The organism is Paracoccus sp. (in: a-proteobacteria), assembly GCF_039808215.1.
Classification (GTDB): Bacteria; Pseudomonadota; Alphaproteobacteria; order Rhodobacterales; family Rhodobacteraceae; genus Paracoccus.
Map to the genome: position 1 here is coordinate 1 of NZ_JBDHSP010000046.1, position 24,167 is coordinate 24,167.

General features: G+C 68.0%; 25 protein-coding genes and 1 pseudogene. All 26 read left to right on the forward strand.

The window, feature by feature from the left end; translation table 11 throughout:
- Nucleotides 1-1,568 (forward strand): phage terminase large subunit (gene terL / locus WMK75_RS13445; RefSeq protein ID WP_347268167.1); only part of this gene is annotated, 1,568 nt, incomplete at its 5' end.
- Nucleotides 1,565-1,708 (forward strand): hypothetical protein, encoded by a 144-nt coding sequence (locus WMK75_RS13450; protein WP_347268168.1) that lies wholly within the window; start codon nt 1,565-1,567, stop codon nt 1,706-1,708. The genes terL and WMK75_RS13450, both read left to right, overlap by 4 nt.
- Entirely contained in the window at nt 1,705-3,096 is a 1,392-nt protein-coding gene (locus tag WMK75_RS13455; protein ID WP_347268169.1) for a DUF935 family protein, read from the forward strand. The genes WMK75_RS13450 and WMK75_RS13455 overlap by 4 nt, the downstream gene beginning before the upstream one ends.
- Before the next feature lie 386 nt (nt 3,097-3,482).
- Nucleotides 3,483-4,661 carry a PBECR2 nuclease fold domain-containing protein gene (locus tag WMK75_RS13460; RefSeq protein WP_347268170.1) on the forward strand — a complete coding sequence of 393 codons (1,179 nt, stop codon included), beginning with the start codon at nt 3,483-3,485 and terminating at the stop codon, nt 4,659-4,661.
- Between the two features lie 100 nt (nt 4,662-4,761).
- Nucleotides 4,762-5,328: a phage virion morphogenesis protein gene (locus WMK75_RS13465; RefSeq protein WP_347268171.1), complete on the forward strand. Its 567-nt coding sequence runs from the start codon at nt 4,762-4,764 to the stop codon at nt 5,326-5,328.
- Nucleotides 5,329-5,611: 283 nt separating this feature from the next.
- The gene (locus WMK75_RS13470; protein ID WP_347268172.1) at nt 5,612-6,733 is read left to right on the forward strand and encodes a hypothetical protein; all 1,122 of its coding nucleotides are present in this window, start codon (nt 5,612-5,614) and stop codon (nt 6,731-6,733) included.
- 11 nt (nt 6,734-6,744) lie between these two features.
- Nucleotides 6,745-7,083 carry a capsid cement protein gene (locus WMK75_RS13475; RefSeq protein ID WP_347268173.1) on the forward strand — a complete coding sequence of 113 codons (339 nt, stop codon included), beginning with the start codon at nt 6,745-6,747 and terminating at the stop codon, nt 7,081-7,083.
- Nucleotides 7,084-7,094: 11 nt separating this feature from the next.
- Entirely contained in the window at nt 7,095-8,042 is a 948-nt protein-coding gene (locus WMK75_RS13480) for a major capsid protein (protein WP_347268174.1), read from the forward strand.
- A gap of 10 nt (nt 8,043-8,052) precedes the next feature.
- Nucleotides 8,053-8,550, forward strand: a complete 498-nt coding sequence (locus tag WMK75_RS13485; protein WP_347268175.1) for a hypothetical protein — start codon at nt 8,053-8,055, stop codon at nt 8,548-8,550.
- A gap of 77 nt (nt 8,551-8,627) precedes the next feature.
- A complete protein-coding gene (locus WMK75_RS13490; protein ID WP_347268176.1) occupies nt 8,628-8,885 on the forward strand; it encodes a Gp49 family protein in 258 nt (85 codons plus the stop codon).
- Between the two features lie 4 nt (nt 8,886-8,889).
- Nucleotides 8,890-9,315: a DUF1320 domain-containing protein gene (locus WMK75_RS13495; protein ID WP_347268177.1), complete on the forward strand. Its 426-nt coding sequence runs from the start codon at nt 8,890-8,892 to the stop codon at nt 9,313-9,315.
- The gene (locus WMK75_RS13500) at nt 9,315-9,746 is read left to right on the forward strand and encodes a hypothetical protein (RefSeq protein ID WP_347268178.1); all 432 of its coding nucleotides are present in this window, start codon (nt 9,315-9,317) and stop codon (nt 9,744-9,746) included. Before WMK75_RS13495 ends, WMK75_RS13500 begins: the two co-directional genes overlap by 1 nt.
- Nucleotides 9,747-9,748: 2 nt before the next feature.
- Complete coding sequence (locus tag WMK75_RS13505; protein ID WP_347268179.1) at nt 9,749-9,901, forward strand: hypothetical protein; 153 nt, start codon at nt 9,749-9,751, stop codon at nt 9,899-9,901.
- Nucleotides 9,901-10,830 (forward strand): phage tail tube protein, encoded by a 930-nt coding sequence (locus WMK75_RS13510; protein WP_347268180.1) that lies wholly within the window; start codon nt 9,901-9,903, stop codon nt 10,828-10,830. The genes WMK75_RS13505 and WMK75_RS13510 overlap by 1 nt, the downstream gene beginning before the upstream one ends.
- A complete protein-coding gene (locus WMK75_RS13515) occupies nt 10,830-11,048 on the forward strand; it encodes a hypothetical protein (RefSeq protein ID WP_347268181.1) in 219 nt (72 codons plus the stop codon). The genes WMK75_RS13510 and WMK75_RS13515 overlap by 1 nt, the downstream gene beginning before the upstream one ends.
- 2 nt (nt 11,049-11,050) lie before the next feature.
- On the forward strand, nt 11,051-11,422 hold the full coding sequence (locus tag WMK75_RS13520; protein WP_347268182.1) for a hypothetical protein: 372 nt from the start codon (nt 11,051-11,053) through the stop codon (nt 11,420-11,422).
- A gap of 98 nt (nt 11,423-11,520) precedes the next feature.
- A complete protein-coding gene (locus tag WMK75_RS13525; RefSeq protein WP_347268183.1) occupies nt 11,521-11,793 on the forward strand; it encodes a DUF1799 domain-containing protein in 273 nt (90 codons plus the stop codon).
- A gap of 617 nt (nt 11,794-12,410) precedes the next feature.
- Nucleotides 12,411-14,906 (forward strand): annotated as a pseudogene (locus WMK75_RS13530) (phage tail tip lysozyme); the annotation flags it as partial.
- 629 nt (nt 14,907-15,535) lie between these two features.
- Nucleotides 15,536-16,195 (forward strand): hypothetical protein, encoded by a 660-nt coding sequence (locus WMK75_RS13535; RefSeq protein WP_347268184.1) that lies wholly within the window; start codon nt 15,536-15,538, stop codon nt 16,193-16,195.
- Nucleotide 16,196: 1 nt separating this feature from the next.
- Nucleotides 16,197-16,793, forward strand: a complete 597-nt coding sequence (locus WMK75_RS13540) for a hypothetical protein (RefSeq protein WP_347268185.1) — start codon at nt 16,197-16,199, stop codon at nt 16,791-16,793.
- Nucleotides 16,781-17,200 carry a hypothetical protein gene (locus tag WMK75_RS13545; protein ID WP_347268186.1) on the forward strand — a complete coding sequence of 140 codons (420 nt, stop codon included), beginning with the start codon at nt 16,781-16,783 and terminating at the stop codon, nt 17,198-17,200. Before WMK75_RS13540 ends, WMK75_RS13545 begins: the two co-directional genes overlap by 13 nt.
- A 1-nt stretch (nt 17,201) precedes the next feature.
- Nucleotides 17,202-21,857: a phage tail protein gene (locus tag WMK75_RS13550; protein ID WP_347268187.1), complete on the forward strand. Its 4,656-nt coding sequence runs from the start codon at nt 17,202-17,204 to the stop codon at nt 21,855-21,857.
- 3 nt (nt 21,858-21,860) lie between these two features.
- The gene (locus WMK75_RS13555) at nt 21,861-22,490 is read left to right on the forward strand and encodes a hypothetical protein (RefSeq protein WP_347268188.1); all 630 of its coding nucleotides are present in this window, start codon (nt 21,861-21,863) and stop codon (nt 22,488-22,490) included.
- Between the two features lie 17 nt (nt 22,491-22,507).
- Nucleotides 22,508-22,744 (forward strand): hypothetical protein, encoded by a 237-nt coding sequence (locus tag WMK75_RS13560; RefSeq protein WP_347268189.1) that lies wholly within the window; start codon nt 22,508-22,510, stop codon nt 22,742-22,744.
- Nucleotides 22,744-23,595 carry a hypothetical protein gene (locus tag WMK75_RS13565; RefSeq protein WP_347268190.1) on the forward strand — a complete coding sequence of 284 codons (852 nt, stop codon included), beginning with the start codon at nt 22,744-22,746 and terminating at the stop codon, nt 23,593-23,595. The genes WMK75_RS13560 and WMK75_RS13565 overlap by 1 nt, the downstream gene beginning before the upstream one ends.
- A complete protein-coding gene (locus tag WMK75_RS13570) occupies nt 23,592-23,951 on the forward strand; it encodes a hypothetical protein (RefSeq protein ID WP_347268191.1) in 360 nt (119 codons plus the stop codon). Before WMK75_RS13565 ends, WMK75_RS13570 begins: the two co-directional genes overlap by 4 nt.
- Nucleotides 23,952-24,167 lie beyond the last annotated feature (216 nt).

Genomic DNA, 24,167 nt, shown 5'->3' on the forward strand with positions numbered 1-24,167 from the left:
ACCATACACCTCGATGGCCACCTCGGATTACACCGGCAGTGCCGGTGAAATTACACCACGACCTCGGACGCTACCTCGTCATCGTCCTTGCTCCTCTCAGGAAGCATGGACCGGATCAGCGATACACAGAAGACCTGACACTCTCCGGGAATGGCCTGCGCGAGATGTTCATCGCGCCGCGCGGCTCCTCGAAATCCACCCATCTCTCGCTTGGCCTGGCGCTCTACCGCATCATCCTGCGCAAGACGCGCTACACGATCGAGGTCTGTGACGTTTACGCCCAGGCGGCGCTGCTGATCGAGGCGATCAAGGCCGAACTGACCACCAATCCGCGCCTGCAATCCGACTTTCCCGAAGCCTGCGGCCAGGGCCGGGTCTGGCGCGAGGCCGAGATCGTCACCCGCCAGAACATCCGTGTCGAAGGCGTCGGCGCCGGCCAGAAGCTGCGCGGCCGCCGCCACGGCCCCTACCGCCCCGACACCATGTTCTTCGACGACATCGAAAACGACGAGGCGGTGCGCTCGCCCGAGCAGCGCGACAAGCTGGAGAGCTGGGTCAACAAGGCGGCGCTGAAGGTTGGCCCGCCCGACGGCTCGATGCATGTGATCTGGGTCGGCACGGTGCTGCATTGGGATGCGGTGCTGGTGCGCGCCGCAAAACAGCCTGCGTGGCGGGTTACCAGGTTTCAGGCGATCATGAGCTGGCCCGACCGCATGGACCTTTGGGACCAGTTCGAGGAAATCTACCAGAACGCCGAAATCGACCAGGACGGGAACGAGACCGGCGGCAAGACCGGCGCGCTCGCGTTCTACGCGCTGCACAAACCCGAGATGGACGCTGGCGCGGTGGTGAACTGGCCTTCGGTGCAGCCGCTGGTCTGGCTGATGCTGGAACGCGCCGGCTCGCACGACGCCTTCGCTACCGAATACCAGAACCAGCCGATGAGCGAGGGCAACCCCTTCGCCAGGCTCAGCTACTGGACGGCGCGGGTGCGGGAATGGGTGTTCTTCGGCGCCATCGACCCGTCGCTCGGCAGGAAGGCCAAGGGTCGTGACCCCTCTGCGATCCTGATCGGCGGCTATGACCGGCTGTCAGGAAAGATGGACGTGGTCGAGGCCTCGATCCGGCGCCGGCTGCCCGACATCATCATCTCCGACACGATCGAGATGCAGCGCGAATACCGCGCGCTGCTGTGGTTCGTGGAGGCGGTGCAGTTCCAGGAGTTCCTGCGCACCACGCTGATGCTGGAGGCGGCAAAGCAGGGCGTCGGCATCTCGGCCGTGCCGGTCATCCCCAATGCGGACAAAAACCTGCGCATCGAGCGGTTGCAACCGCCGGTCAAGGCCGGGCTGATCCGTTTCAGCCCCGACCACACCACCCTGATCGAGCAGCTGCAGCAATGGCCGAATGCCGCCCATGACGACGGCCCGGACTGCCTCGATATGCTTTACCAGAACACCCTGATCTATGCCGGTGGCGGCGGTGGGTCGCACGGCCAGATCCAGACCGCCTCGGCCGGTGCCGGCGGCGACCTGTTTGGCGGGTTCCGGATGGGGCGCGGGCGATGACCGAAGCCAGAGCCGCACGATATTCGGACCCATCCGGCAGAGCAGGCGGCCGGTTCGACGCGGCAGCCGCCGTCGCGTTGTCGCCGGGCCTGAAGGACGAAGGCCTGACCCTCGAAAAGGAAAGCAGACAGAAGCGATGAGCCGCCGAAAACCCAGACGCGCCGCCCGCGCAGAAACCGCCTTCGCCGAGGATGGCCGCAAGAACCTGCCGGCCGAGGCCCGCGCCATGATCGCGAATGCCCGCAACGACATCACCATCCCGTTCTTCTCGGGGGTGCTGCAGCACACCGACGACACCCTGATCCAGCAGGGCGGCGGCAAGGGGCTGGCGATCTATGACGAGATCGAGCGCGACACCCATGCCTTCGCCATGCTGCAAAAGCGCAAGAAGGGCCTGACCGCGCGTGCCTGGGAGATCGAGCCGGGCGGCGACCGCCCCATCGACAAGGACGCCGCCGATCTCGTGCGCGAGATCCTGACAGGCCTGCCCTTCGACCGGATCTGCGAGGATCTGCTCGACGCCACGCTGAAGGGCTTTGCCATCAGCGAGATCGCCTGGGCGCGCGACGGCGCCCGCATCGTCCCGGCACTGATCAAGGGCCATGACCAGCGCCGCTTCGTCTTCGGCGAGGACTGGCAGCCGCGGCTGCTGACCTGGGCAGCGATCACCGAAGGCACCGAACTGCCCAATCGCAAGTTCATCAGCCATCGCTTCGGCGTGAAGGGCAACAACCCCTACGGCCTCGGGCTCGGCTCGCGGCTGTTCTGGGCGGTGCTGTTCAAGCGCGAGGGCGTCACCTTCTGGCTGCATTTCCTCGAGAAATTCGCCGGTCCGACCATCGTCGGCAAGACCCCCTATGGCATGCTGACCGATGAGCAGGCCCGGATATTGCAGACGCTGACCCAGGCCAGGACCGCCTCGGCCATCACCGTGCCGATCGGCACCGATATCGGCTTTCTGGAGGCCTCGCGCTCTGGCAGCGTCACCTATGAGCAATGGCTGGCCTATTGGGACCGGCAGATCTCGATCTGCGTCACCGGCGAGACCCTGACCACGCAGGTCGGCGAGTCGGGCGGCAGCCGCGCCCTGGGCGAGGTGCATCAGGAAATGCTCGATCTGCTGGTCGACAGCGATGCCGACATGCTGTCGGGGACGCTGCGCGACACGCTTCTGCGCTGGATCATTGATTACAACCTTCCCGGCGCGGCGGTGCCATGGGTCTGGCGTGTCCGGCCGAAAAACGAGAAGGCCGAGGCCGAGGCCCGGCAGATCAAGGCCGGCGCAGCCGAGGCCATGGACAAGGCGATCCGGGCCATCGTCAAGGCGGCGGCTGCGTTCGCCGAGGACGAGATCGCCCGCGAATATGTCGTCAGCTTCGAGATCACCGACCAGCTGTCCGACAAGACCATCGACGCACTGGTCGCCGCCCGCCACAGCTTTGCCGGCGCCGCCGAAGAACCCGAACCCTTTGCCCTGGCAGATGAGCCTGCTGCCTTCGCGGCCGCCAGGCTCAAAAAAAAAGCCTGACGCCCGGGCCATCTCACCGCCACGTCTGCTTTGCTGAACCAGGCGGGCCGGTCGAGCGCATCACCGATCAGGCGGTCGCCGCGGCCGGGCGGCATTTCGCCCGCCGGCTGGATGCCATCCGCAAGGCGATCACCTCGGCCGAGGATTTCGAGGCTGCAGCCCGGGCGCTGCTGGAACTCGGCGCACGCTGGACCCCGGATGCGCTGGGGTCGCTGATCGCGCAGGCGCTGGAACTGGCCGGGCTCGAGGGGCGCGAGGCCGCTTTCGCCGATGGCGATGCCGGGCCGGGTTTTGCCGAGCCGGATTTCACCCGCCAGGAGTTTCGCGAGCAGATCGATTTCCTGCGTCAGAAGCGCCTGAAGCCCACCCGCGCCTGGACAGACGCCATGCAGGGCGATCACGACCGCGCCTTCGTCGTGGCCGGGGCCACCGACATGGCCATGCTCGAGGAGTTCCACGCCGCCGTCGTCGAAGGTGCGCGGACCCATGACATCAAGACCTTTGCGGGTGAATTCGACCGCCTGGTCGAGAAATACGGCTGGGACCACAAGGGCGGCCGCGACTGGCGCATCCGCACCATTTTCGAGACCAATATCCGCACGAGCCACATGGCCGGCAGGCTGAAGCAGATGCGCGATCCCGACATGGTGAAGGCGCGTCCCTACTGGATGTATGTCCATGCCGATACCCGCATCCCGCTCAACCCGCGCGAGCTGCATCTCGCCTGGGACGGCATGGTGCTGATGTGGGACGACCCCTGGTGGGACATCTATTTCCCGCCGAATGACTGGAAATGCTCCTGCGGGGTCAGGACGCTGAGCGAGGGCCAGCTCAGGCGGCTGGGCAAACCCGGCCCGGACCCGGCGCCGGAGATCATCCGCAAGCCCTATACCCATGAGGCCAGCGGCGTGACCGTCGATCAGCCCGAGGGCACCGGCTATGGCTGGGATTACATGCCGGGCGATCTGTGGGAGCGCGGGCTGGTTCCCTCGGCCCTGATCGAGGATGGCGGCGGCCTGATCCATGAGGGCCGCCATGCGGTGATCATCGACGAGCCCTCACCGCTGGCGGAGCTGGTGGCTTCGTCGCGCCCCTTCACCGCCCAGCCGCTGGCCGAGGGGCTGGCGCCCGAGGATTACGTCCGCGCCTTCCTCGAGCCGTTCGGGGCCGATATCGGACGGGCGGTGCTGTGGCAGGATGCAAGCGGGGCCTATGTGCCGGTCTCGGACGGGTTCTTCCGCGACCGCTCGGGGATGTGGAAGATCGGCAAGCGCGGCCGGGACACCTTCACGCCGCTGATGGCCGAGACGCTGATGGACCCCGATGAAATCTGGCTGGGGGTGGCGGCAAAACAGGACCCGGTGCGTGAGGACTTGCAGGAACTGCTGCTGGACCGAAGATATGTGCGCGTCGATCCTGACAAGGGGGTTCTTGTGGTCATGCAGATAGGGCGCCGGTGGTGGGAGCCGATCACGATCTATCTTCCCCAAGACCGCAAGGGAATTCCAGAGGCGGCGGGCATCCAGAGCCGTCGGGGCGGTAAGCTGCTGTGGAAAAGAAAATGACGGCCGGGGTGATCCGACCGTCGCGCGGAGAGCTACCTGGACACATCACCTGTCTGGCTCGCCCGCATCACAGACATAACGCCGTTGCGGGGGCTTTTCAATGAGCGGGATCAGCTTCAGGGTCGAGCTCGACGCAACCGAGGCGCAGGAGCGCCTGCACCGGCTGGTCAGGCTCATGGACCAGCGCCGGCCGTTCTTCGCCGAGGTGGGCGAGCAGCTGATCCTGTCGGCCGGGCGCAACTTCAAGGCCGAGGCGGCGCCGGACGGCACGCCCTGGACGCCCCTTGCGCCCGCGACGATCAAGGCCCGGGCGCGCCGCAGCCGCTCGCAGCTGGCCATCCTGCGTGACCGCGGCCTGCTGGCCGGCTCGATCAATTACCAAGCCACCGACGACGAGGTCAGGGTTGGCTCGCCCGTCGAATATGCGGCGATCCACCAGTTGGGCGGCGCCATCGAAAAACCGGCGCGAGCGGCGAAGGTCTATCGCAGGAAGGGCAAGGACGGCTCCATCGGCCGGCGTTTCGTCAGGAAGAAGCAGGCCGATGTCGTCAGCGATGTCAGCATCGGCGCGCATCGCGTCAATATCCCGGCGCGGCCATTCCTCGGCATCTCGGCCGCGGACCAGGCAGAGATCTTCGCGGCGGCGGAACGCTGGTTGACCCGCTAAATCGCGACACCCCTCAAAACGGCCCGTAGAGCGGCATCCTGCGCCCTGGGCCACATCGCCCCATGCGCGGGCGAGGTGCCCTGTTAACCCCCTGTTAGAATCGCTCTGCGACCCCATTGCGCCGCCCGTGATCGCCAGCAGGCGGGAAGGGCGTTGATCGGGGGCCGGTTTCGCCCCATGATGGGTCCGGGATGCCCTTGCGCCCGGCCTGAACTGGCTTCCGGTCTTTTTGCATCCTGACGGCGAGTAGACCCATCCGGGAAGATCAAGCCCCGGATGCAACATGACCGCCACCCCCGCAAGACCGCTGACCGCCCGGATCGAGGTTTTCCGCCCCGGCACCTTCCGGCCGATGGCGGGCGAGCCGATCACCTATTCGGCCGCCGACCTCAAGGCTGTCGCCGATGCCTATGATCCCGGCATCGCCCCGGCGCCAGTCGTCGTCGGGCATCCCGAGATCGACGCCCCCGCCTATGGCTGGGTCGAGAGCTTCGATTACGACGCCGGCCAGGAGCGGCTCTTTGCCAACCTGCATCAGATCGAGCCGGCATTTGCCGAACTGGTGCAGGCCGGGCGCTTCCGGAAGGTCTCCATGGCCTATTTCGCGCCCGGCCAGGGCCATAACCCGGTGCCCGGCACCTGGTATCCCAAGCACATCGGCTTTCTGGGCGCCGCCGCGCCGGGCGTGCCGGGGCTGAAGAACGCGGCCTTCGCCGGTGACGAGGGCGCGGCCTTCGAAGTGGCCTTTGGCGATGCCGCCGAAACCGCCTCGCTGTTTCGCAAGCTGCGCGACCTGCTGATCGAGAAGTTCGGCCGCGAGGACGCCGATCAGGCGTTGCCCTCCTGGCAGATCGAATGGCTCGACCAGACCCCGAACGACGACACCGCGACGGCAGGCTTTGCCGCGCCGCAACCCACCCCCATCCCCCCTGGAAAGGAGCCCGCTGTGACCCAGCAGCCCGACCCGGCCTTCGCCGCGCGCGAAGCCGATATTGCCAATCGCGAGGCGGAACTCGCCCGGCGCGAGGCCGCCCAGGCCCATGCCGACAACGCCGCCTTCGCCGAAAGCCTCGTGCGGGACGGAAAGCTCCTGCCGGCCTCGCAGGACAAGGTGGTGGCGATCCTCGACGCGCTGCCCGGCCACGCCGCTGTCAGCTTTGCCGCAGGCGCAGAACAGCTGTCGCCCGCCGCCGCACTGAAACAGGTGCTGGAGGCGCAGCCGCAGATCGTCAGCTTCGGCGCGGCCGACCTGCCCGAAGGCCCCGGCCAGACCAGGTCCGCGGCCTTTGCCGCCGATGGCGGTGAGGTCGATCCCGAAGGTCTCACCCTTCATAACAAGGCGCTCGATTACCAGCGCCGCCACCCCGGCACGGCCTATATGGACGCCGTGCGCGCCGTATCCTGAAGGAGAGGGCCATGCAGTTTGTCCAGGACGTGCTGAACGTCACCACCCCGACCACCGGGACCTTCGATGCCTTCGACCTGATCGGCTTCACCGGCGCCAAGGTCGTCGCTGACGACGCGCCGGTGCTCGGCGTGGCGAAGTCGCCCAACACCCAGATCGGCGATTTCGCCGCCGTCATGACCATCGGCGTGGCCCGGGTCCGCGCCGGCGGCGTGATCACCGCCGGCGCGAAACTGGTCTCGGCCGCGGCCGGCGGCGTCCAGGTCGCCGGCGCCACCCCCGCCAATGCCTTCGCCACCGCCCTGACGGATGCCGCCGCCGGCGAGTTCGTCGACATCCTCATCCGCTAAGGAGGCCCAGAATGGCTCCGCTCAATACCCGCACTGCCGCGGTCATCGATCCGATCCTGTCGACCCATGCCCGCGGCTATCGCAACGGCGAGTTCATCTCGCACCTGCTGTTCCCGCGCGTGACCATCCCCAACCGCTCGATGCGCGTCATCAAGTTCGGCAAGGAATCCTTCCGGCTGATGAACACCCGCCGGGCTCCGGGCGCCGAGAAGAAGCGCGTGCAGTATGGCTATGCCTCGGATCCTGTCTCGCTCATCCAGGACGCGCTGGAAGGCATCGTGCCGATCGAGCACCAGGAAGAGGCGCAGGCCATCCCGGGCATCGATCTTGGCCAGGGCGCGGTCAATATGGTGCTCGACATCATCGACCTCGGCCATGAACTCGAGGCGGCGCAGATCGCCCGCAACAACGCGAACTATGCCACCACCAACCGCGTCGCCCTGACCGGCGGGGACCGCTGGTCGAACGAGGCCAGCGATCCCCATGCCGATGTCAGCGAGGCCAAGGAGGCCATCCGCCGGCGGATCGGGCGCTATCCGAACACCCTGACGCTGGGTCCCTCGGCCTTCAACGGGCTGGTTCGTCACCAGAAGGTCAAGGAGCAGTTCAAATACACCGGGCGCGACTCGATCACGGCCGAGATGCTGGCGGCCTATTTCAATCTCAAAAGGGTGATCGTCGGCACGGCGGTCTATCTGCCCGAGACCGCGACCGATGCCGATCCCGCCCTCGATGTCTGGGGCGACGACGCCGTCCTCGCCTTCGTCCCCGAGACCGGCGACAATTTCCAGGTGCCCTCCTATGGATACACCTATGAGCTGCGCGGCTATCCGCAGGTCCGCAAGCCCTATCTCGAAGAGCGCAACGACAGCTGGATCTATCCGACCACGACCGAGCGGCGCGTCATCCTGACCGGCGCCGAGGGCGGCTTCCTGTTCCAGAACGCCGGCGCGGCATAGGCGGGCGATGATGGGCAACCGCATTTCCGTCCAGCTGACCGGACCGGCCAAGATCGGCGGCAAATGGTGCAAGCCCGGTGATCATGTCGAGGTCGCGCCGGAAATCGCCCGCGAGCTGGCAACGGCCGGCGCGGTCGCGAAAGGTGTCGAGAACGTTTTTGCCGAAGTGGCTCCGGGCGATCTCGCCTCCGGCATGCCGGGCTTCGACGAGGCGGTCGCCGAGCAGGCGAAGCTTCTGGCCGATGCCGCCGTCGCGGCTGCGGTGGAAAACGCCATGACCGAGTTGACCGCCGACCGCGACGCCGCGCGCACCCGTGCCGCGGATGCCGAGGCCGAGGTCAGCCGCCAATACAGCCAGATCATGGCCCTTGAGGCCGAGATCGCCGAGCTGAAAACCGCCCTGGCCGAGCTCGCGCCCGCCACCACCCAGGACGGGGCTGGCGAAGGCAGTGCCGCCGCCAGCGCCCCGAAAAGCGCCCGCAAGAGGGCCTCCGAGGCAAAGGGCTGATCCTCCTCTCAGCCCCTCGGCCGGGGCGTCCCCGCTCCGCTTCGCCCCCGCCACCCTTCACCCTGTCAGGATGCCAGATGAAAAATGCCGTCACCGCCCCCGCCATCGAGGCGAAGATCGCCGGCGAAGAGTTCCTCAATCCGGCGCTGAGCCCGCATCTGACGCTTTGTGCGCTGAAGCTGCAAAACGGCTTTGTCGTCATCGGCCAGAGCGCCCCGGCCGATCCGGCGAATTTCGACGCCGGTCTCGGCCGCCAGCTGGCCAGGGCCGATGCCATCCGCCAGATCTGGCCGCTGGAAGGCTATCTGCTGCGCGAGCAGCTGTTCTGGGGTTGACGCCGTGGCCTATGCCGCCCTTGCCGATCTGATCGAACGCGCCGGCGAGGTGGAATTGCGCCAGATCGCCGATCGCGACCGCGACGGCACCCCGGATCCGGAGGTGATCGCGGCAGCGCTTGCGGATGCCGACAACCTGATCAACGGCTATGTCGCCACCAGATACGCGCTGCCCTTGCCGGCAGTGCCCGACCTGGTGCGCACCTGGGCGGTGTCGATCGCGCGCCATGTGCTGCACCGCAACGGCGCCCCCGAGCATGTGAGCGCCGATTACAAGGAAGCCATCGCGGCGCTGAAGGACCTGGCGCGTGGCCAGATCGCCCTGCCGGTCGATCCCGGCGCGGCTGCGCCCGACGGCATTTCCGGCCGGGTCATGGCCGTGCATCCGGCGCAGGTCTTCACCCCCGGCAAGCTGCGGGGCTGGTCCTGATGCTGGCGGAGATCCATGACCATCTGCGCACAGCGCTCGCCGGCCCGATCTGGGGCCGGATCGAGGTGGCCGAGGATATTGATGCCGTGGCCGATCTGGCCGGGCAACTCGACAGCGGCTCGCTGATCGTTGCCCCCTGGCGTGAGCAGGCGGGCAATCAGATCCTTGCCAGCGGCGGATTTCGCCAGCGCGTCGCCATGCAGTTCCTCGCCGGGGTGGTGCTGCGCCATTACGACGATTTCCTCGGGCAGGCGCGGGCGCTGCAGTTCGACACCTATCTGCGCGGCCTCGAGGCGGCGCTGGCGGGATGGGAGCCGCCGGGCGGGATTTCCCCGTGCCAGCTGGTCGGGGGCGAAAGCAGCCCGGTCAGCAAGGGTGTCAGCATTTACGTCCAGACCTGGGAGACCGCGCGTTTCCTGACAGGAGCATGATCATGACCGAATTCCCGACCGAAGGCGGCAGCTACATCCGCGACCCCGAGACCGGGGCGCTGATCCGCCAGCCCGAGGGCACCCCGCCCGAGCCCGCGCCGGCGCCGGCGCCCGAGGCGACCCCCACTGAACCCAAGCGCAAAGGAGGCAAGTGATGCCGCGCATTCTTCGCAAGCTGGCCATCCTGCACAAGATCGAGACCGCCTATGGCCAGGCGCCGACGCCGGCGCCGGCAGCGGCCGACGCAATCATCGGCAAGAACGTCAGCTTTACCCCGATCGAGGCCGAGGAGGTCCCCCGCGAGCTGCTTCTGCCCTATATGGGCAACCAGGGCGTGATCCTGACCGGCAAGCACGCGAAGCTCGAATTCGATGTCGAACTCGCGGGCGCGGGTGCCGCCGGCACCGCCCCGAAATGGGCCTCGCTCATGCGCGCCTGCGGCTTTGCCGAGACGCTGCAGGCATCGACCTCCGCCACCTATTCCATCGTCGAGAGCAATGTCAGCTCCTCGACCATCTATTTCGAGGTGGACGGGGTGCGCCATGTGCTGCTCGGCTGCCGCGGCACGCTGTCGATCAGCATCGCGCCGAAATCGATCCCCAGCCTGCGCTTTGCGATGACCGGGCTTCTGGGCACGATCACCGACCAGGTGGCGACCCCGGTGACCATGACCGGCTGGCAGACGCCGGTTGACGCGAGTTCGGCCAATACCACGATGAGCCTGCACGGCTGGGCCTCGGTCGCCGAAAGCCTCACGATCGATCTGGGCAATACCGTCACCCCGCGCTTCCTGATCGGCTCGGAATCGGTGATCATCCCGGACCGCAAGGTGACCGGCCAGGCGGTGGTCGAGGCCACGTCGCTTGCCACGATCAACTGGTTCCAGCGGGCGCTCGACCGCACCCGCGGCGTGCTCAGCCTGGTCCATGGCACGGTGGCGGGCAATATCGTCGAGATCAACGCCCCCTCGGTCGAGATCGGCAAGGTCACCCAGGGGCAGACCGACGGCATCCTGAACTATTCGCTGCCGCTGAGCTTCGTGCCGGTCTCGGGCCGCGACGAACTTTCCATCGTGGTGAAGTGATGGCCAATGTCATCCGCACCAAGTTCCGGGTGCTCGAGCGCCAGCACGAGGGCGGGACGGTGTTCATCAGCCTGGTCGCCGCGGTGAACGGCAAGCTTGCCGATGCCGAGAGCGGCACCAGCGGCGGCGGCTCGATCGGGCTTGCCACCGCCGACCCCCGGATGGCCGCGCATTTCCTGCCCGGCACCACCTTTTACGTCGATTTCTCCGAGGTCTGAAAATGCAGTTCAAGCTGGCTGAAACCTATCGTTACTGGTGGCCCGTGACCGTGCGCGTCCCCGACCCCGAAACCCCCGGCCGCTTTGTCAAGCAGGGCTTCCGGGTGCTGTTCGAGCCCCTGGACCGCGAGGCGCAGCTGGCCGAGGCCGAGAAATCCGCTGCGCTCAAGACCATGCGCGAGCTGGTCGATCACGAAATCGAGAATGCCCTGCGCGTGGTCCGGAACTGGGAGGGCGTGGTCGGCGACGACGGCATCCTGCCCTTTTCCGAGGAGATGCTGAAGCGCGCCCTGCGTCACAGCTGGTTTCGCGACGGGCTGCAGCAGGCGCTGAAGGAAAGCCTCGCCGGCGAGGAAGCCCGCCTGGGAAACTGAAGGCGGCCGCGCGGGCCTGGGCGCTTGCGTGGCAGGGCCGCAGCGACGATCGCCAGCCGGCGACCCTCGACGACGATCTCGCCGCGCAGTTCGCCCGCATGGGGGTCGTGCTCGAGGTCGCGGCTGCACCGGCACCGGAAAGCTTCGAGGTGCTGCCGCAGAACGCAGACGCGCTGGACGCCTGGCTTTCCTGCCAGACGCAATGGCGGGTCGCGGCGGGCATGGGCGGCATGGTCTGGCTCGGCCTCGATTACGGCGCGGTGGACGTGGTGCTGAAGCGCGCGCGGTATGCCGACCCGGATGCGGTGTTTCGGGATCTGCAGGTGATGGAGGGCGCGGCCCTTCGGGTGCTCGGGGAGAGTGACGGATGACGGCGCAGCAGTTCAACTTTGCCATTGTCCTGAAGGCCGATGCCTCGCAGGGCAAGGCGGGCCTGGCCGATTTCGAGGCCTCGCTGCGGGCGACGGCTGCCGAGGCGGGCAAGACCGGGGCGGCCGCATCCTCGACCGCCGGCTACATGAAGCTGCTGGCGGCGGAAACGTCGAAGGCGGCGCTGACCCAGAAGGAACTGGCGGCGGCGCAGCAGCTGGCCCAGGCGAAGGTCGCGCCCGCGTTGATCGCGCCGCTGGCCAGTCCGCAGGCCTCGGCCGCGCCGGTAGTGGCCTTCTGGAAAGCCTCGGAGACCGCAGCCGCATCGCTGCAGAACGCGGTTTCCGGCCTGAACGTCAGCATCGGCCAGCAGGCCGGAGATTTCCTGAAGGCCTCGCAGGCCGGTGCCGCCTGGCAGCGCTCGCTTGACGACATCCGCGCCAGCTTCAACCCGCTCTATGCGGCCTCGCGCCAGTATGAGGCGCAGGTCGAGCGCATCGCCGAGGCCGAACGGCTGGGGGCGATCTCCGCCGCCGAGGCGGCTGCGGCGCGGGCGAAGGCGGCTTCGATCATCGCCCCGGCCGCAGGGACCGGCGGCGGCGGCGGCGCGATCAGCGGCATGAACACCGCCAACGTCGCGGCGCAGGGGTTCGATATCGGCGTGACCGCGGCCATGGGCATGAACCCGATGATGATCGGCCTGCAGCAGGGCACACAGCTGGTGCAGGTGATGCAGCAGATGGGCGGCGGCAAGACCGCCCTGCAGGGCATCGCCCAGGGTTTCCTGTCGATCCTGAACCCGATGAGTTTGGCCACCATCGGCATCGTGGCCTTCGGCGCGCTCGGCATCCAGGCACTGATGAAGCTGATGCCCGAGACCAGGACGGTCGAGGATGCCCTGGCCGATCTTGCCGACAGCGTCAGCCGTGTCGGCGACGCGACGGCACGGGCGCGCCGGTCCATGGTCGATCTCGGCAAGGAATTCGGCAGCACTGCCGGCGACGCGAAGGATCTGCTGCGGGTCATGGCCGAGATCGAGCGGCGCTCGGCCGGGCGCGACGCCAGATCCGTGCTGTCGGGCATTTCCAGCGAGATGCAGGGCGGCTCGATGTTGGGGCTGCGCAGCGCATCCGACCAGTTCGGTTCGCTGCAGCGGCTCTTCGGCGAGGCCGGCTGGTGGAATTCCGGGCGGGTCAGCGAGGGCGCCAGCCCGCAAAGCTTCAGGGTCAGCGCGGCTCTGGACGCGGTCGGGGCCGCCAGTCTTGCCGACGACATCGACAAGCAGATTGCGGCCGTGGATGCGCTGTTCGCGGCCGTGCAGTCGGCAGCTGCCGCTTACGGCGGGTTGAGCAAGGAAGAGGATGCCTGGCTGCAGAAGATCGGCGAAGCACAGCGCGATCTGCAGAAGCTCAAGGCGCTTGACGAGAACTCCGCCGGGGTCGAGGCCGCGAAATCCATCACCCGGGATCTGACGCAGCAGGTCGGGCTGGAACGGGAGCGGCTGCAATATGGCGCGGAGAGCGTCGAGGCGCGGGCGGTGGCGAACCGCCAAGAGCGCGAGGCGCTGGAGCTGAAGCTGGCCGGGATGGGCATCGACCGCCAGAGCCTTGAGGGGCGCCGGGCGCTGAACGCGCTGACCGAACTGCAATATCGGCGCGAACAGGCGGTCGCGGCCGAACAGGCCGAGCGGCAGCTGGCCCGGCAGGACGGCATCGACGCGCTGCGGCGGGAACTGGCACTGCTGGCGGCAAGCACGGCCGAGCAGACCCGCGCCAAGGCCGTGGCCGAGGCCGAGATCGAGATCCGCAAGGAAAAGCTCGGCCTCATCGACGCTGAACAGCGCCGTGTCGATGCCATTGCCAGGGCCGAGGCCGAGATCGCGCTGCAGCGCGCCCGCGCCGCGCGGGATCTGCAGACCGGCCGGATCATGGACGGTTATGAGCTGCGCAAGGGGATGGCGCGCGACCCCCGCATCCAGGCCGATGTCGAGGCCGAGCAGGAATATGTCCGCCAGATCCGCGACGGCGCCGATCCCGCCCTGGCGCGCGCCGAGGCCGACCGGGTCCGCAGCCGGGCGCTCGATCAGCTGACGCTGGCGCAGGACCGCTTTCTGAGGTCCCAGGCCGAGGGGCTGCAACGCCAGCAGCTGGAACTGGCGCTGCTGGGCCAGAGCGCCGCGGTCCGCGCCCGGGTGCTGGCGCTGCGCGAGGCCGAACAGCAGATCTTTGATACCGGCGCCTCGGGCGAGATGGCCGAGACCATGCGCCGCAACGCGCTGGCCCAGGCCGATCTTGCCCAGGTGATCGAGGCGCAGGCCGATGCCTGGCAGCGGGTGCAATCGGCCGGCGAGGCGGCGATCGACGGCGTGCTCGACAAGCTGCGCGGCGGCGATGTGAAGGGCGCATTCGCCGAACTGCTGGGCGAGATCGAGAAGGGTTTCTTCGATCTGGCGATCCGCAATCCGCTGAAGAACGCGATCCTCGGCACCAATCTCGGCACCTGGGAGGATGTGGGCGGCTGGGGCGGCATCATCGGCCGCTTTTCCGGCAAGGCCCCCGCCGATGAGGGCGCGCTGGCCCGGCAGGCGGTGCAGCCGCTGCAGTCGATGACCGTCACCGCCGCCAATGTCATCCTGCAGGGCAACCTGTCAGGAATTGGCGGCGTGGCCAACCTGAACGCCGCCCCGATGGGCCTGGGCGGCAGCCTGCCGGGCTCGGGCGACGTGCAGGCGCAGATCTGGCAGTTCTTCGCGGCCAAGGGGCTGGCGGCACATCAGATCGCCGGCATCATGGGCAATATCTCTGGCGAAAGCGGCTTCAACCCGCTGGCGGTGGGCGACAACGGCACCAGCTTCGGCCTGTTCCAGCACCATGCCGGGCGCGGCCAGGGCCTGCTGGGCGCCGTGGGCGGCATGGGCGGGCTGCAGAACGTCCAGGCGCAGCTGGAATTCGTCTGGAACGAGCTTTTGACCACGGAACGCGCGGCGCTCGAGCGGCTTCAGGCCGCCCCCACCGTCAGCGCCTCGGCCGATGCCTGGATGCGCGGCTTCGAACGCCCTTCGGATGAGGCCATGGCGAAAAGCTGGGGCAAGCGGCTGGCCGCGGCGGAACAGGCGGCGGCGCAATTCGGCACTACCGTGCAGGCGGCCGGCGCGCAGGTCGGCCAGGGCGGCAGCCAGGCCGCGGCGGGGCTGGCGCAGGCCGGACAGGGCGCGATGGTGGCCAGCCAGGGCATGGGCGCCTTCGGCCAGGTGCTTTCCGGGATCGGCGGCATGGTCGGCGGCAAGACCGGGTCGATCCTGCAGACCGTGGTCGGCATCGGCGGCGCGCTGCTTTCCGGCACGCCGCTTTTCAAGCAGGGCGGTTTCACCGGCGGCTCGGACCCGGACCGCGCCGCCGGCATCGTGCATGAGGGCGAATTCGTCTTTGACGCCGCCGCCACCCGCCGCATCGGCGTCAGAAACCTCGAAGGCATCCGCAAGGGCGCCGCGCGCGGCTTTCGGTCGGGCGGCTATGTCGGGCCGGGTCCGGGCGCACGGGCGGCGAATGCGCCGGCCGCGCCGATGGCCGCGCCGGGCATGCTCAATGTCAGCGTCGATGTCTCGGGCGCCCGCGGCGACCGCGAGATCGAGGCCATGGTGCAGCAGGCGGTCAGCCAGGGCGTGGCGCAGGGCTTCGACCTTTACGACCGTGACGTGCTGCCCGCCCGCGTCCGCCAGATCAGCCATGACCGCTGGAGTTCCTGATGGCCTATTCCTTTCCCCTGAGCATCGCGCAGTTCATGGACAAGCTGCCGATCCACGCGATCAGCCTCGATCTGACCGAGGCGGTCGAGATGTCCGAGACCGGCGGCGGTGAAATCCTGACAGCCGAGCTGGGTGCGCGGCTGTGGCGCGGGCGCATCGACCTAGCCGACATGACCCCCGACGAGGCGGCGGACGTGCTGCCGCTGATCGACATCCTGCGCCGGCCGGGCGCCAGCTTCATGGTCCATGACGCCTCGCGCCCCGGGCCGCGGCTCGATGCCGACGGCGCGACGCTGGGCGCGGCCATTCCGGTGCTGTCGCAGGTGGCGTCGAACAACCGTGACATCCGCCTGACCGGGTTGCCGCCGAATTACCGGCTGCGGCCGCATGACTGGATCGGGTTCAGCTATGGCTCGAACCCGCTGCGCCTGGCGCTGCATCGCGGGGTCACCGCGGTCCAGGCCAGTGCCATCGGCGCCATCGCCGGCTGGTGGGAGATCACGCCGCATATCCGCCCCGGCTTTGCCACCGGCACGGCGGTGACGCTGGTCAAGGCCAGCTGCAAGGCGGTCATCGTCCCGAAAAGCGTCCGCGCCGGACAGCGCCAGGCCACGCTGACCCGCGGCGTCAGCTTCGAATTCATCCAGACCCTGAGGTAACATGCGCAGCTTCAGCCCCGCCACCGCCAGCTATTTCGCCAGCCGCGCCGGTTTCATCGGCCATATCCTCGTCTGGTTCCAGGCCCGCAACCGCACGAGCGGCGCGGTCGAGACCATCGGCTTCTGGACCGGCGCCGATCACGCCGATTTCAGCATCGGTGCCGAGACCCGCACCTATTACGCCGCCGGCGCCATGCTGGGCATGGACCCGATCCAGCGCGAGACCGGGCTGAAGGTGCGCAGCCAGCGCATCAGCTTCAGCCAGGTCTCGGCCGAGGTGATCCAGCTGGTGCGGACCTATGACCCGCGCCACGCCCCGGTCGAGGTGCGCCGGGCGCTTTTCGATCCGGCCAGCGAGGCGCTGGTGGACACGCCGCATGTCATCCTGCGCGGCTATGTGGACAGCCTGAAGCTGCCGACCCCGGCCAAGGGCGAAAGCGCCAACATCACCGTCGAGATCGCCACCGCCGGACGCGCTCTGACCAGACCGCTGGCGCGCTACCGCTCCAAGGCCACGCTGCTGGCCCGTGCACCCGCCGACGGGTTCCGCCGCTATGCCTCGGTCGCCGATGTGGGAGAGGTCAAATGGGGGGATTGACGCGGCTTCCGGACTGGCAGGTCCGGCTGCAGGCCTGGCTGCATGAGATCGACGGCCGGCCGATCGAGCCGGGCCGGCACGATTGCTGCCTGTTCGGCGCCGGGGCGGTCGAGGCCCAGACCGGCATCGACCTTGCCGCGCCCTGGCGCGGGCGCTACACCACCATGGCCGGCGGCCAGCGCCTGCTGCGCCGTGCCGGCCATGAGGATCACGCCGCGCTGATCGCCGCGCATCTGCCCGATGTGCATCCGGCCTTCGCCCGCGAGGGCGATCTGGCGCTGGTCGAGACCCCGCAGGGTCCCGCGGTCGGCGTCCACCAGGGTTCGGCGATCTATGTCTTGACCGAGGCCGGGCGGCTGGGCTTTGCACCGATCACCCCCGGCCTGCAGATGTTCAGGGTGGGCTGACATGGCGGTTGTCGGAGCCTTCATCGGCGGCATGTTCAGCTTTGGCGCCGGCGCGGCCTTCACGGCTGGCGCGGCAACCTTCGGGGCCTGGACGGCGGGCGCGGCCTTTGCTTCGACGGTCATCGGATCGCTGACGGTCAAGCTTCTCTCCACGGTGGCGATCAGTGCGCTGACCTCGGCGCTGACACCCGAGCCGGCGCAGGGCGGCGGCATCACCATCACCGCGACGCTTCGCGGCGAGCAGAACCCCGAGACCATCATCCTCGGCCGCTATGCCACCGCCGGCCAGGCCATTGCCGCGCCCTATGTGCATGGCCGCGGCAATTCCGGGCTGACGCATGTCGTCGAACTGTGCAGCCTGCCGGGCGCCAAGCTGCGGCGGGTGATGATCGGCGATGCCTGGATGCCGCTCGGAGAGACGCCGCATCCGGAATACGGCTATCCGGTGCTGGGCGACAGCGATGTCTCGGGCCGCATCTGGGTCAAGTATCACGACGGCAGCCAGACCGTGGCCGACCCCTATCTGCGGACCCGCTACGGCAGCCACCCCGACCGCCCGTGGAGCGCCGACATGGTCGGCAACGGACTTTGCTATGCGATCCTGACCTTCGCCTTCCACCGCGAGCGCCTGACATCGGTGCCGCGCTACCGCTTCGAGATGGACGGCATTCCGCTTTATGACATCCGCCGCGACAGCACCGCCGGCGGCAGCGGGCCGCAGCGGCTGAACAACCCCGCCACCTGGGAAAGCAGCGACAATCCCGTGGTCATGATCTGGAACATCATGCGCGGCATCCCGCTGCCGGGCGGCGAGGTCTATGGCGGCGGCATTTCCGATCTGTCTGAACTGCCGCAGGCGATGTGGGTCACGGCGATGAACCGCTGCGACGCCCCGATCGCCATCGCCGGCGGCGGCAGCGAGCCGCAATACCGCGCGGGGCTCGAAATAGCCCTGAACCAGCCCCCCGCCGCGGCGCTTGAAGAGCTGCTCAAGGCCTGCTCGGCCACCGTGACCGACCTCGGCCACGGCTGGGGCATCGTGGTGGGCGCGCCGGCACTGCCGGTGATGAGCTTCGACGACGACGACATCATCGTCAGCAAGCCGCAGGACATGGACCCCTTCCCGGGGCTGGAGGCAACCTGGAACGCGGTCTCGGCCCGCTATCCCGATCCGGCCGAGCTTTACGAGACCAAGGAGGCGCCGCAGCGCACCAACGCCACATGGGAGGCCGCCGATGCCTTCGGCCGGCGCATGGCCAACCTGTCCCTGCCGGCGGTGCCCTATGGCCGCCAGGTGCAGCGGCTGATGCGCGCCTGGATCGAGGACGAGCGCCGCTTCCGCCGCCACAACCTGTCGCTGCCGCCCGATGCCGCCCATGTCGAGCCGGGCGACACCGTCAGCTGGACCTCGGCCCGCAACGGCTATGCCGCCAAGACCTTCTCGGTGCACAAGATCGTCGAGGATCCGCGCACCGGCATCCGCGCGCTCTCGCTGCGCGAACGCAATGCCGAGGATTACAGCTGGGACCCGGGCCATGAGCTGCCCTCGACCCCGACCGCGCCCGGCACCACGCCCTCGGCGCCCGAGGCCGTGGCCGGCTTTGCCGTGGCGCCGCTGACGATGACCGATGCCGGCGGCATTCCGCGCCGGGCCGGCATCGGCATGAGCTGGGACAGCGATGTCGTGGGCCGTGGCCTGCAATGGCAGCTGCGCCTTGCCGGGCAGAGCGCGGTCGAGTTGAGCGGCGCCACCGTCGATGTCGAGGCCGGAGGGCTGCGGCTGTTCGACGGTATCCTGCCGGCCACGGATTACCAGGCCCGCGCGCAGCTGATCAGCAGCCGCCGCAACGCCTGGACGCCATGGCTGCCGGTCGCCACGCCGAACGTGCGCCTGACCTCGGAGGATCTGGACAATACGCCGCCGCCGGTGCCGACGGGGCTGGTCATGACCTCGACACCAACCGTGCTCTCGGCCGACTGGGACGCAAGCCCGGCCGCCGATCTGGCCCATTACGACATCGAACTGACCGAGGGCGCCGGCAACCCGATCGCATTCCAGACCCCGCACAATCGCCACCGCTGGCAACTGGCGGTGCCGGGCGGCAGCTTTACCGTCAGGGTCAGGGCCTGCGACCGGCTGGGCAACCGCTCGGCCTGGTCGGCGCCGGTCAGTCATATAGCGGCCGGGGACACGGTGCCGCCCGCCATGCCCGCCGGGCTGACAGTGACCGCGGCATTCAAGGGCTTCTGGCTGGAATGGACCCCGAATGCGGATGCCGACCTCAGCCATTACGAGCTGATCTGGCGCCCGACCTACTGGACCCCGGCGGCGGGTGTCGCGGCTGACCTCTCGACACCCAGTGCCAAGGTCGCGCTGGGAGGGCTTGGCGATGCTGTTACCCGCTGGTTCCGGCTGCGCGCGGTGGACACCTCGGGCAACCGCTCGGCATGGACCGACGCGGTTTCCGCGACCACGCTGGCCGAGATCGACACCACCGTCACCAATGCCGAACTGGCGGGGCTGATCGACGCCACCAGCTTTGCCAGCGGCATCGAGCCGGTATCGGTGATCGCCTCGGGGCCGCTGCCCACGGTCAAGACCACCACGGCCATCGTCTGGGGCGGCAAGCTATACCGCTGGGACGGCAGTGCCTACAGCGCCTCGGCGGCGACCTCGGACCTGACCGGGCAGATCGTCTCGGCCCAGATCGCCACCGGCGCGGTCAAGGCGGAACAGATCGACGCGGGCGCGATCACCGCCTCAAAGCTCGCCATCGGGGATTTCACCAATCTGGTGCCGGACAGCGAAGTGATCGACCCTGCCGCCTGGACCTTGCAGGCAGGCATCACCTTCGACGCGACCTCGAAAAGCATCACCTTTCCGGGTGGCTGGACGGGAGCCCGAAGCGCGAACAGCGCAAGATTTCCGGTCGAGGCCGGGGCGGAATACTTCTTCTCGGCGACGATCTCGACCACGGATGCGGCGGCGGTCGGGAATTTCCGTCTGCAACTGCGCTGGCTCAATGCCGCGGGCGGCTGGATTTCCTGGACGCCGAACGCCGACGAGGCCATTCCCCAGAACGGCGAGAAGCTGATCGAGCGAGCCTATGCCGCCCCGGCAGGCGCCGTCGCCGGAGTGTTTTACGGCCACGCGCTGAACGGCACGTCCGCCGCCGTCACGATGACGAAGCCGGTCGTGCGCCGCAAAGGCGAGGGCAAGCTGCTGGTGGACGGATCGCTGAAAGCGCGGCACATGGCGGCTGAGGAAATCATCAGCCTCTCGGCGCAGATCAAGTCGGCCGTCATCTCTGACGCCCATATCACCGACCTGAGCGCGGCCAAGCTGGCGGCGGGCACGGCGCTGGCGAACTCGATCACCGTGGACGGCACGGCGCTGTCGGCGGTGAGGAACAATGCGGCGACCGGGGCGCAGGACCCCGGCACCCGGATCAACCAGGGCACGACGAAGATCGACCCCGGCAAGATCACCATCTCGGGTCCGACGACGCTGCTCGACTGGCGGGGCATCGCCGACAAGACCACGATCAACGGCGGCGTGATCGAAACCGGCTCGATCACCACAGGGTCGCTGCGCGTGGGCGTCACGCCCAATCTGGTGGTCAATGGCAGCTTTGACGACACCAGCTCGCCCCCGACCCGGTTCTGGACCGGCAACAACTGCGCGCTGTCCTGGTCGGGCACGTTCCGCGGCTCGCCCTGCCTGCATGCGGCGCGATCTGCGGCCGGGCAGTTTTCCTGCCAGTCCCTGCCGGAGCACAGCATCGGCGTGCAGCCGGGCGAGACGCTGTCGGGCGAGGCTTACGCCTATGCCAGCGCCGCCGTGACCGGGGCCTTCTTCTTTCGCGCCGTCTGGCTGAACAGTGCGGGCGCCGAGAGCGGATTCACCGATTTCGTCGCGGGGGCCGAGCTTGTCACCACATGGCGGCGCTTCACCGGCACGGTGCAGGTTCCGATCGGGGCGGACATCGTTGCAGTGCGCATCAGGGTCTATTGCACGCAGGACACGGCGAACTGGATGCGGCTCGGTTCCCTGCGGGTGCAGCGCCAGAGCCTTGGCGTGGACATTGCAGATGGCGAGGTCACGGCGGCGAAAGTCGATGTCACCAGCTTCAATGCCTCGGGCCTGGCGGTGTTCGGGGGCACGCTGCAATCGGACGATTTCAGCCTGGCCAACGGCACCAGCTGGCGCATCCAGAAAGCCGGCACGATGAACATGCCCAATGCCGTGGTCGGCACGCTGGAGCTGGCCGGCAATGCCGTCTCGGTGCCGGCCTCGGCTTCGGCCACAACCGAGATCGTGTTGAACGACGCCACGGAAAAGACCCTGCTTTCCGTCACCATCAACCGCAAAGGGGCGCCGACGCTGGTCTGGGCCTCGGTGCAGATGGGCGCCTACGGCTCTCAGGCCATCGCCTCGTTCAAACTCTATCGTGGCTCGACGCTGCTGGAGACCTTCCCGGCGGTATCGGGATGGAACGGGGTGCAGACCGCGCTGGCCTTCTCCTGGCGCGATACGAACACCGGCACGGGCAGCACGACCTATTACCTGAAGGCTGTGCGCGCCGAGGAAAGCCCCTACGCCGGCAATCCGCAGATCAAGAACCGCACCCTCATGGTGCTGCATGTGATGAGGTAAGTCATGAAATACGCGCTCATTGCCCCGGACGGGCACCGCATCGTGCAGACCGGCGAGGTGCCCGAGGGGATGATCGAGCTGCAGGGCGGCGATCTGCTGGCACTGCCCGCGCCCGAGGAAGTCGGGGACGCCACGCATTACTGGGACGGGGCGGCTCTCCAGCCCTATCCGCCGAAACCTGCGCCCTGGATGCAGTTCGACTTCACCGCACAGGAATGGCAGGACCTGCGCAGCCCGGCCGAGGTGGCCGCGCAGCTCGACACGGCCAGGCTTGCCGCCGTGGCCCGGATCAACGCCCTGACCGGCATGGTGCGGCGCCGCTTCGTCACCGACATCCCCGGCCAGGAGGCGCTTTACCTGATGAAAGAGGCCGAGGCCCGTGCCTGGCTTGCCGCAACTGCGCCCGATCCGGCGCAATTTCCGCTGATCACGGCTGAGGTCGGCATCACCGCACCCGACGCCGATCAGGTGGCGCAGGTCTATGTGAACCTTGCGGCGATCTGGTTGCAGACTGCTGCCAGCCTTGAGACCGCCCGCCTCGGCCATATCCTTGCCGCCGAGACCGCCGCGACTCCGGATGCGGCCGATGCCGCCGCCCAGGCCTTCGCCGCCCTGATCGCCACATTTTCCTGACAGGAAGGACAACGAGAATGCCCCGATACGACCTAACTACCGCCTGGTCCGATCCGATTGCCGTGCAGGCGGGGGATGTTGTCCAGAATGCCGGCGATCAGATGATCCTGATCTGCGCGGCAACCCCTGCGGCTGATACTGATGCGATCGAGGTGCTGCCAAACCGCGCGCTCTCGATCGTTGCCGCAACCGCGATCCGCGCTCGCAGTGCCAACCGCCATGGCGGTGCCTGCAAGGTTGTCAGGGGGCTGTGATGTTCCTGTTCGATGAAGCTTTCATCGACGGATGGCTGGGCCGGCGGCCTGCCTCGATCACCCCTTTGGCCCGCCCGGTATTGCCGGAAACCGCCAGCCTCGGGTTTTCCTGCCACAGCCTGCTTTATCAGGCGGTGGCGCCCGGTGATTGTGGCGATCTCGGCGCCTATTGGACCGGGACGATGGATATTGCCTATGCCGGCTTCTCGTCGCTGAAGCAGCGTTGGGACGCCAATGGTGTGGACCGCACGGGCAGTTACTCCGGCGCGCTGATCGTGACCGAAATCGGCGACCTGCAAACCGGCCTTGCCGACCCCGCCAGCGCCCAGGGCATCGAGACCCTGCAGCACCTCTACTGGTTCGCACTGACGGCGCAGCTGAAAGGCTGCAAGCTGTTCGGGATCTACCCGCCGCATTCGCCCGAGGGTATGAACCTTGACGCAGACGCCATGGCCAAGGCCGTCTATTGGCAGCAATGGCTGAGCGCCTGGCCCGAGATCACCATTCCGGTTCATGTCATCCCGGTGCCCGTCATGGTGCGGGCAATGATTGATCGGTTTGCGCCCGCCTCGGTCTATGCCGACGGGCTGCATCTCAAGACGGATGTTTACGGCGCACCGAACCAGATGAACAACGCACTGGGTCAGATGGTCAGGATGTTCCTGACCGGCCAGAGACCCGCGAACGATCCCGGCTGGAATGCCGAGATGGTCACTCTGGTGGACGATGCCTGGTCGATCCTGCAGGCTCATGCCTGCACCGGCCTGGGTGGTGCGACCGTGATCACGCCGTTCCCTGTCGCGGCCGATCCGCTGCCACAACCCGCAGCGCTCCCCGGTGCGCCGACATGATGGCAGGCCTTCTTGTACCCGAGGCGCAGGCCGACGCCTACACATGGGCGGCGGTTCTGGTGGCCCATGCCGGCATTGGCGCCGCGCTCTGGGTGGTCTTGGCCGGCCTGATCCGCTCGGCCTGGACTGCTGTCGTGCTGGCCCCCGCGACCTATGCCGCGTTCGAGACCGTGCAGGCCGCGGCATCCGGCCGTCCCCTGATCTGGGACAGTCTGCTGGACTGGTCCGCGGTCAGCCTCGGCGCCGCTCTGGCGGCGGGCCTGTATCGCGGCAGCCTGCGCACCGCCCGCGCCGTCGTGCTGGCCGTGGGCATGATCGCAGCGGCCGGGGCGTGGGTGCGCAGGGGGCGGGGGTGATGCGATGCACGGACCGAAAATCCCGGCCTTAAACTCTTGTCAGGATCGGACGGAAAATGAGCCGATCCTGACAGCCCGCGCGAAAAATTTCTCTGCCAAAGCTAATGCACTTCTCTGCCAAAGCTGGTGCGCCGCAACAGAGATATCTCGCGCAGATCGACGGTGACAGCGGGCTGCATGGACTTGGGGAAGCAATTGAGCACATTCGCCATCTTG

Bases quoted from the DNA above. Each gene is read 5' to 3' on its own strand.
- WMK75_RS13480 (WP_347268174.1), top strand. From the start codon at position 7,095: ATGGCTCCGCTCAATACCCGCACTGCCGCGGTCATCGATCCGATCCTG.
- WMK75_RS13455 (WP_347268169.1), top strand. From the start codon at position 1,705: ATGAGCCGCCGAAAACCCAGACGCGCCGCCCGCGCAGAAACCGCCTTC.
- WMK75_RS13510 (WP_347268180.1), top strand. From the start codon at position 9,901: ATGCCGCGCATTCTTCGCAAGCTGGCCATCCTGCACAAGATCGAGACC.
- WMK75_RS13465 (WP_347268171.1), top strand. From the start codon at position 4,762: ATGAGCGGGATCAGCTTCAGGGTCGAGCTCGACGCAACCGAGGCGCAG.
- WMK75_RS13570 (WP_347268191.1), top strand. From the start codon at position 23,592: ATGATGGCAGGCCTTCTTGTACCCGAGGCGCAGGCCGACGCCTACACA.
- WMK75_RS13560 (WP_347268189.1), top strand. From the start codon at position 22,508: ATGCCCCGATACGACCTAACTACCGCCTGGTCCGATCCGATTGCCGTG.
- WMK75_RS13540 (WP_347268185.1), top strand. From the start codon at position 16,197: ATGCGCAGCTTCAGCCCCGCCACCGCCAGCTATTTCGCCAGCCGCGCC.
- WMK75_RS13525 (WP_347268183.1), top strand. From the start codon at position 11,521: ATGGGGGTCGTGCTCGAGGTCGCGGCTGCACCGGCACCGGAAAGCTTC.
- WMK75_RS13515 (WP_347268181.1), top strand. From the start codon at position 10,830: ATGGCCAATGTCATCCGCACCAAGTTCCGGGTGCTCGAGCGCCAGCAC.
- WMK75_RS13520 (WP_347268182.1), top strand. From the start codon at position 11,051: ATGCAGTTCAAGCTGGCTGAAACCTATCGTTACTGGTGGCCCGTGACC.
- WMK75_RS13450 (WP_347268168.1), top strand. From the start codon at position 1,565: ATGACCGAAGCCAGAGCCGCACGATATTCGGACCCATCCGGCAGAGCA.
- WMK75_RS13505 (WP_347268179.1), top strand. From the start codon at position 9,749: ATGACCGAATTCCCGACCGAAGGCGGCAGCTACATCCGCGACCCCGAG.
- WMK75_RS13475 (WP_347268173.1), top strand. From the start codon at position 6,745: ATGCAGTTTGTCCAGGACGTGCTGAACGTCACCACCCCGACCACCGGG.
- WMK75_RS13460 (WP_347268170.1), top strand. From the start codon at position 3,483: ATGCAGGGCGATCACGACCGCGCCTTCGTCGTGGCCGGGGCCACCGAC.
- WMK75_RS13490 (WP_347268176.1), top strand. From the start codon at position 8,628: ATGAAAAATGCCGTCACCGCCCCCGCCATCGAGGCGAAGATCGCCGGC.
- WMK75_RS13485 (WP_347268175.1), top strand. From the start codon at position 8,053: ATGGGCAACCGCATTTCCGTCCAGCTGACCGGACCGGCCAAGATCGGC.
- WMK75_RS13470 (WP_347268172.1), top strand. From the start codon at position 5,612: ATGACCGCCACCCCCGCAAGACCGCTGACCGCCCGGATCGAGGTTTTC.
- WMK75_RS13545 (WP_347268186.1), top strand. From the start codon at position 16,781: ATGGGGGGATTGACGCGGCTTCCGGACTGGCAGGTCCGGCTGCAGGCC.
- WMK75_RS13500 (WP_347268178.1), top strand. From the start codon at position 9,315: ATGCTGGCGGAGATCCATGACCATCTGCGCACAGCGCTCGCCGGCCCG.
- WMK75_RS13535 (WP_347268184.1), top strand. From the start codon at position 15,536: ATGGCCTATTCCTTTCCCCTGAGCATCGCGCAGTTCATGGACAAGCTG.
- WMK75_RS13555 (WP_347268188.1), top strand. From the start codon at position 21,861: ATGAAATACGCGCTCATTGCCCCGGACGGGCACCGCATCGTGCAGACC.
- WMK75_RS13550 (WP_347268187.1), top strand. From the start codon at position 17,202: ATGGCGGTTGTCGGAGCCTTCATCGGCGGCATGTTCAGCTTTGGCGCC.
- WMK75_RS13565 (WP_347268190.1), top strand. From the start codon at position 22,744: ATGTTCCTGTTCGATGAAGCTTTCATCGACGGATGGCTGGGCCGGCGG.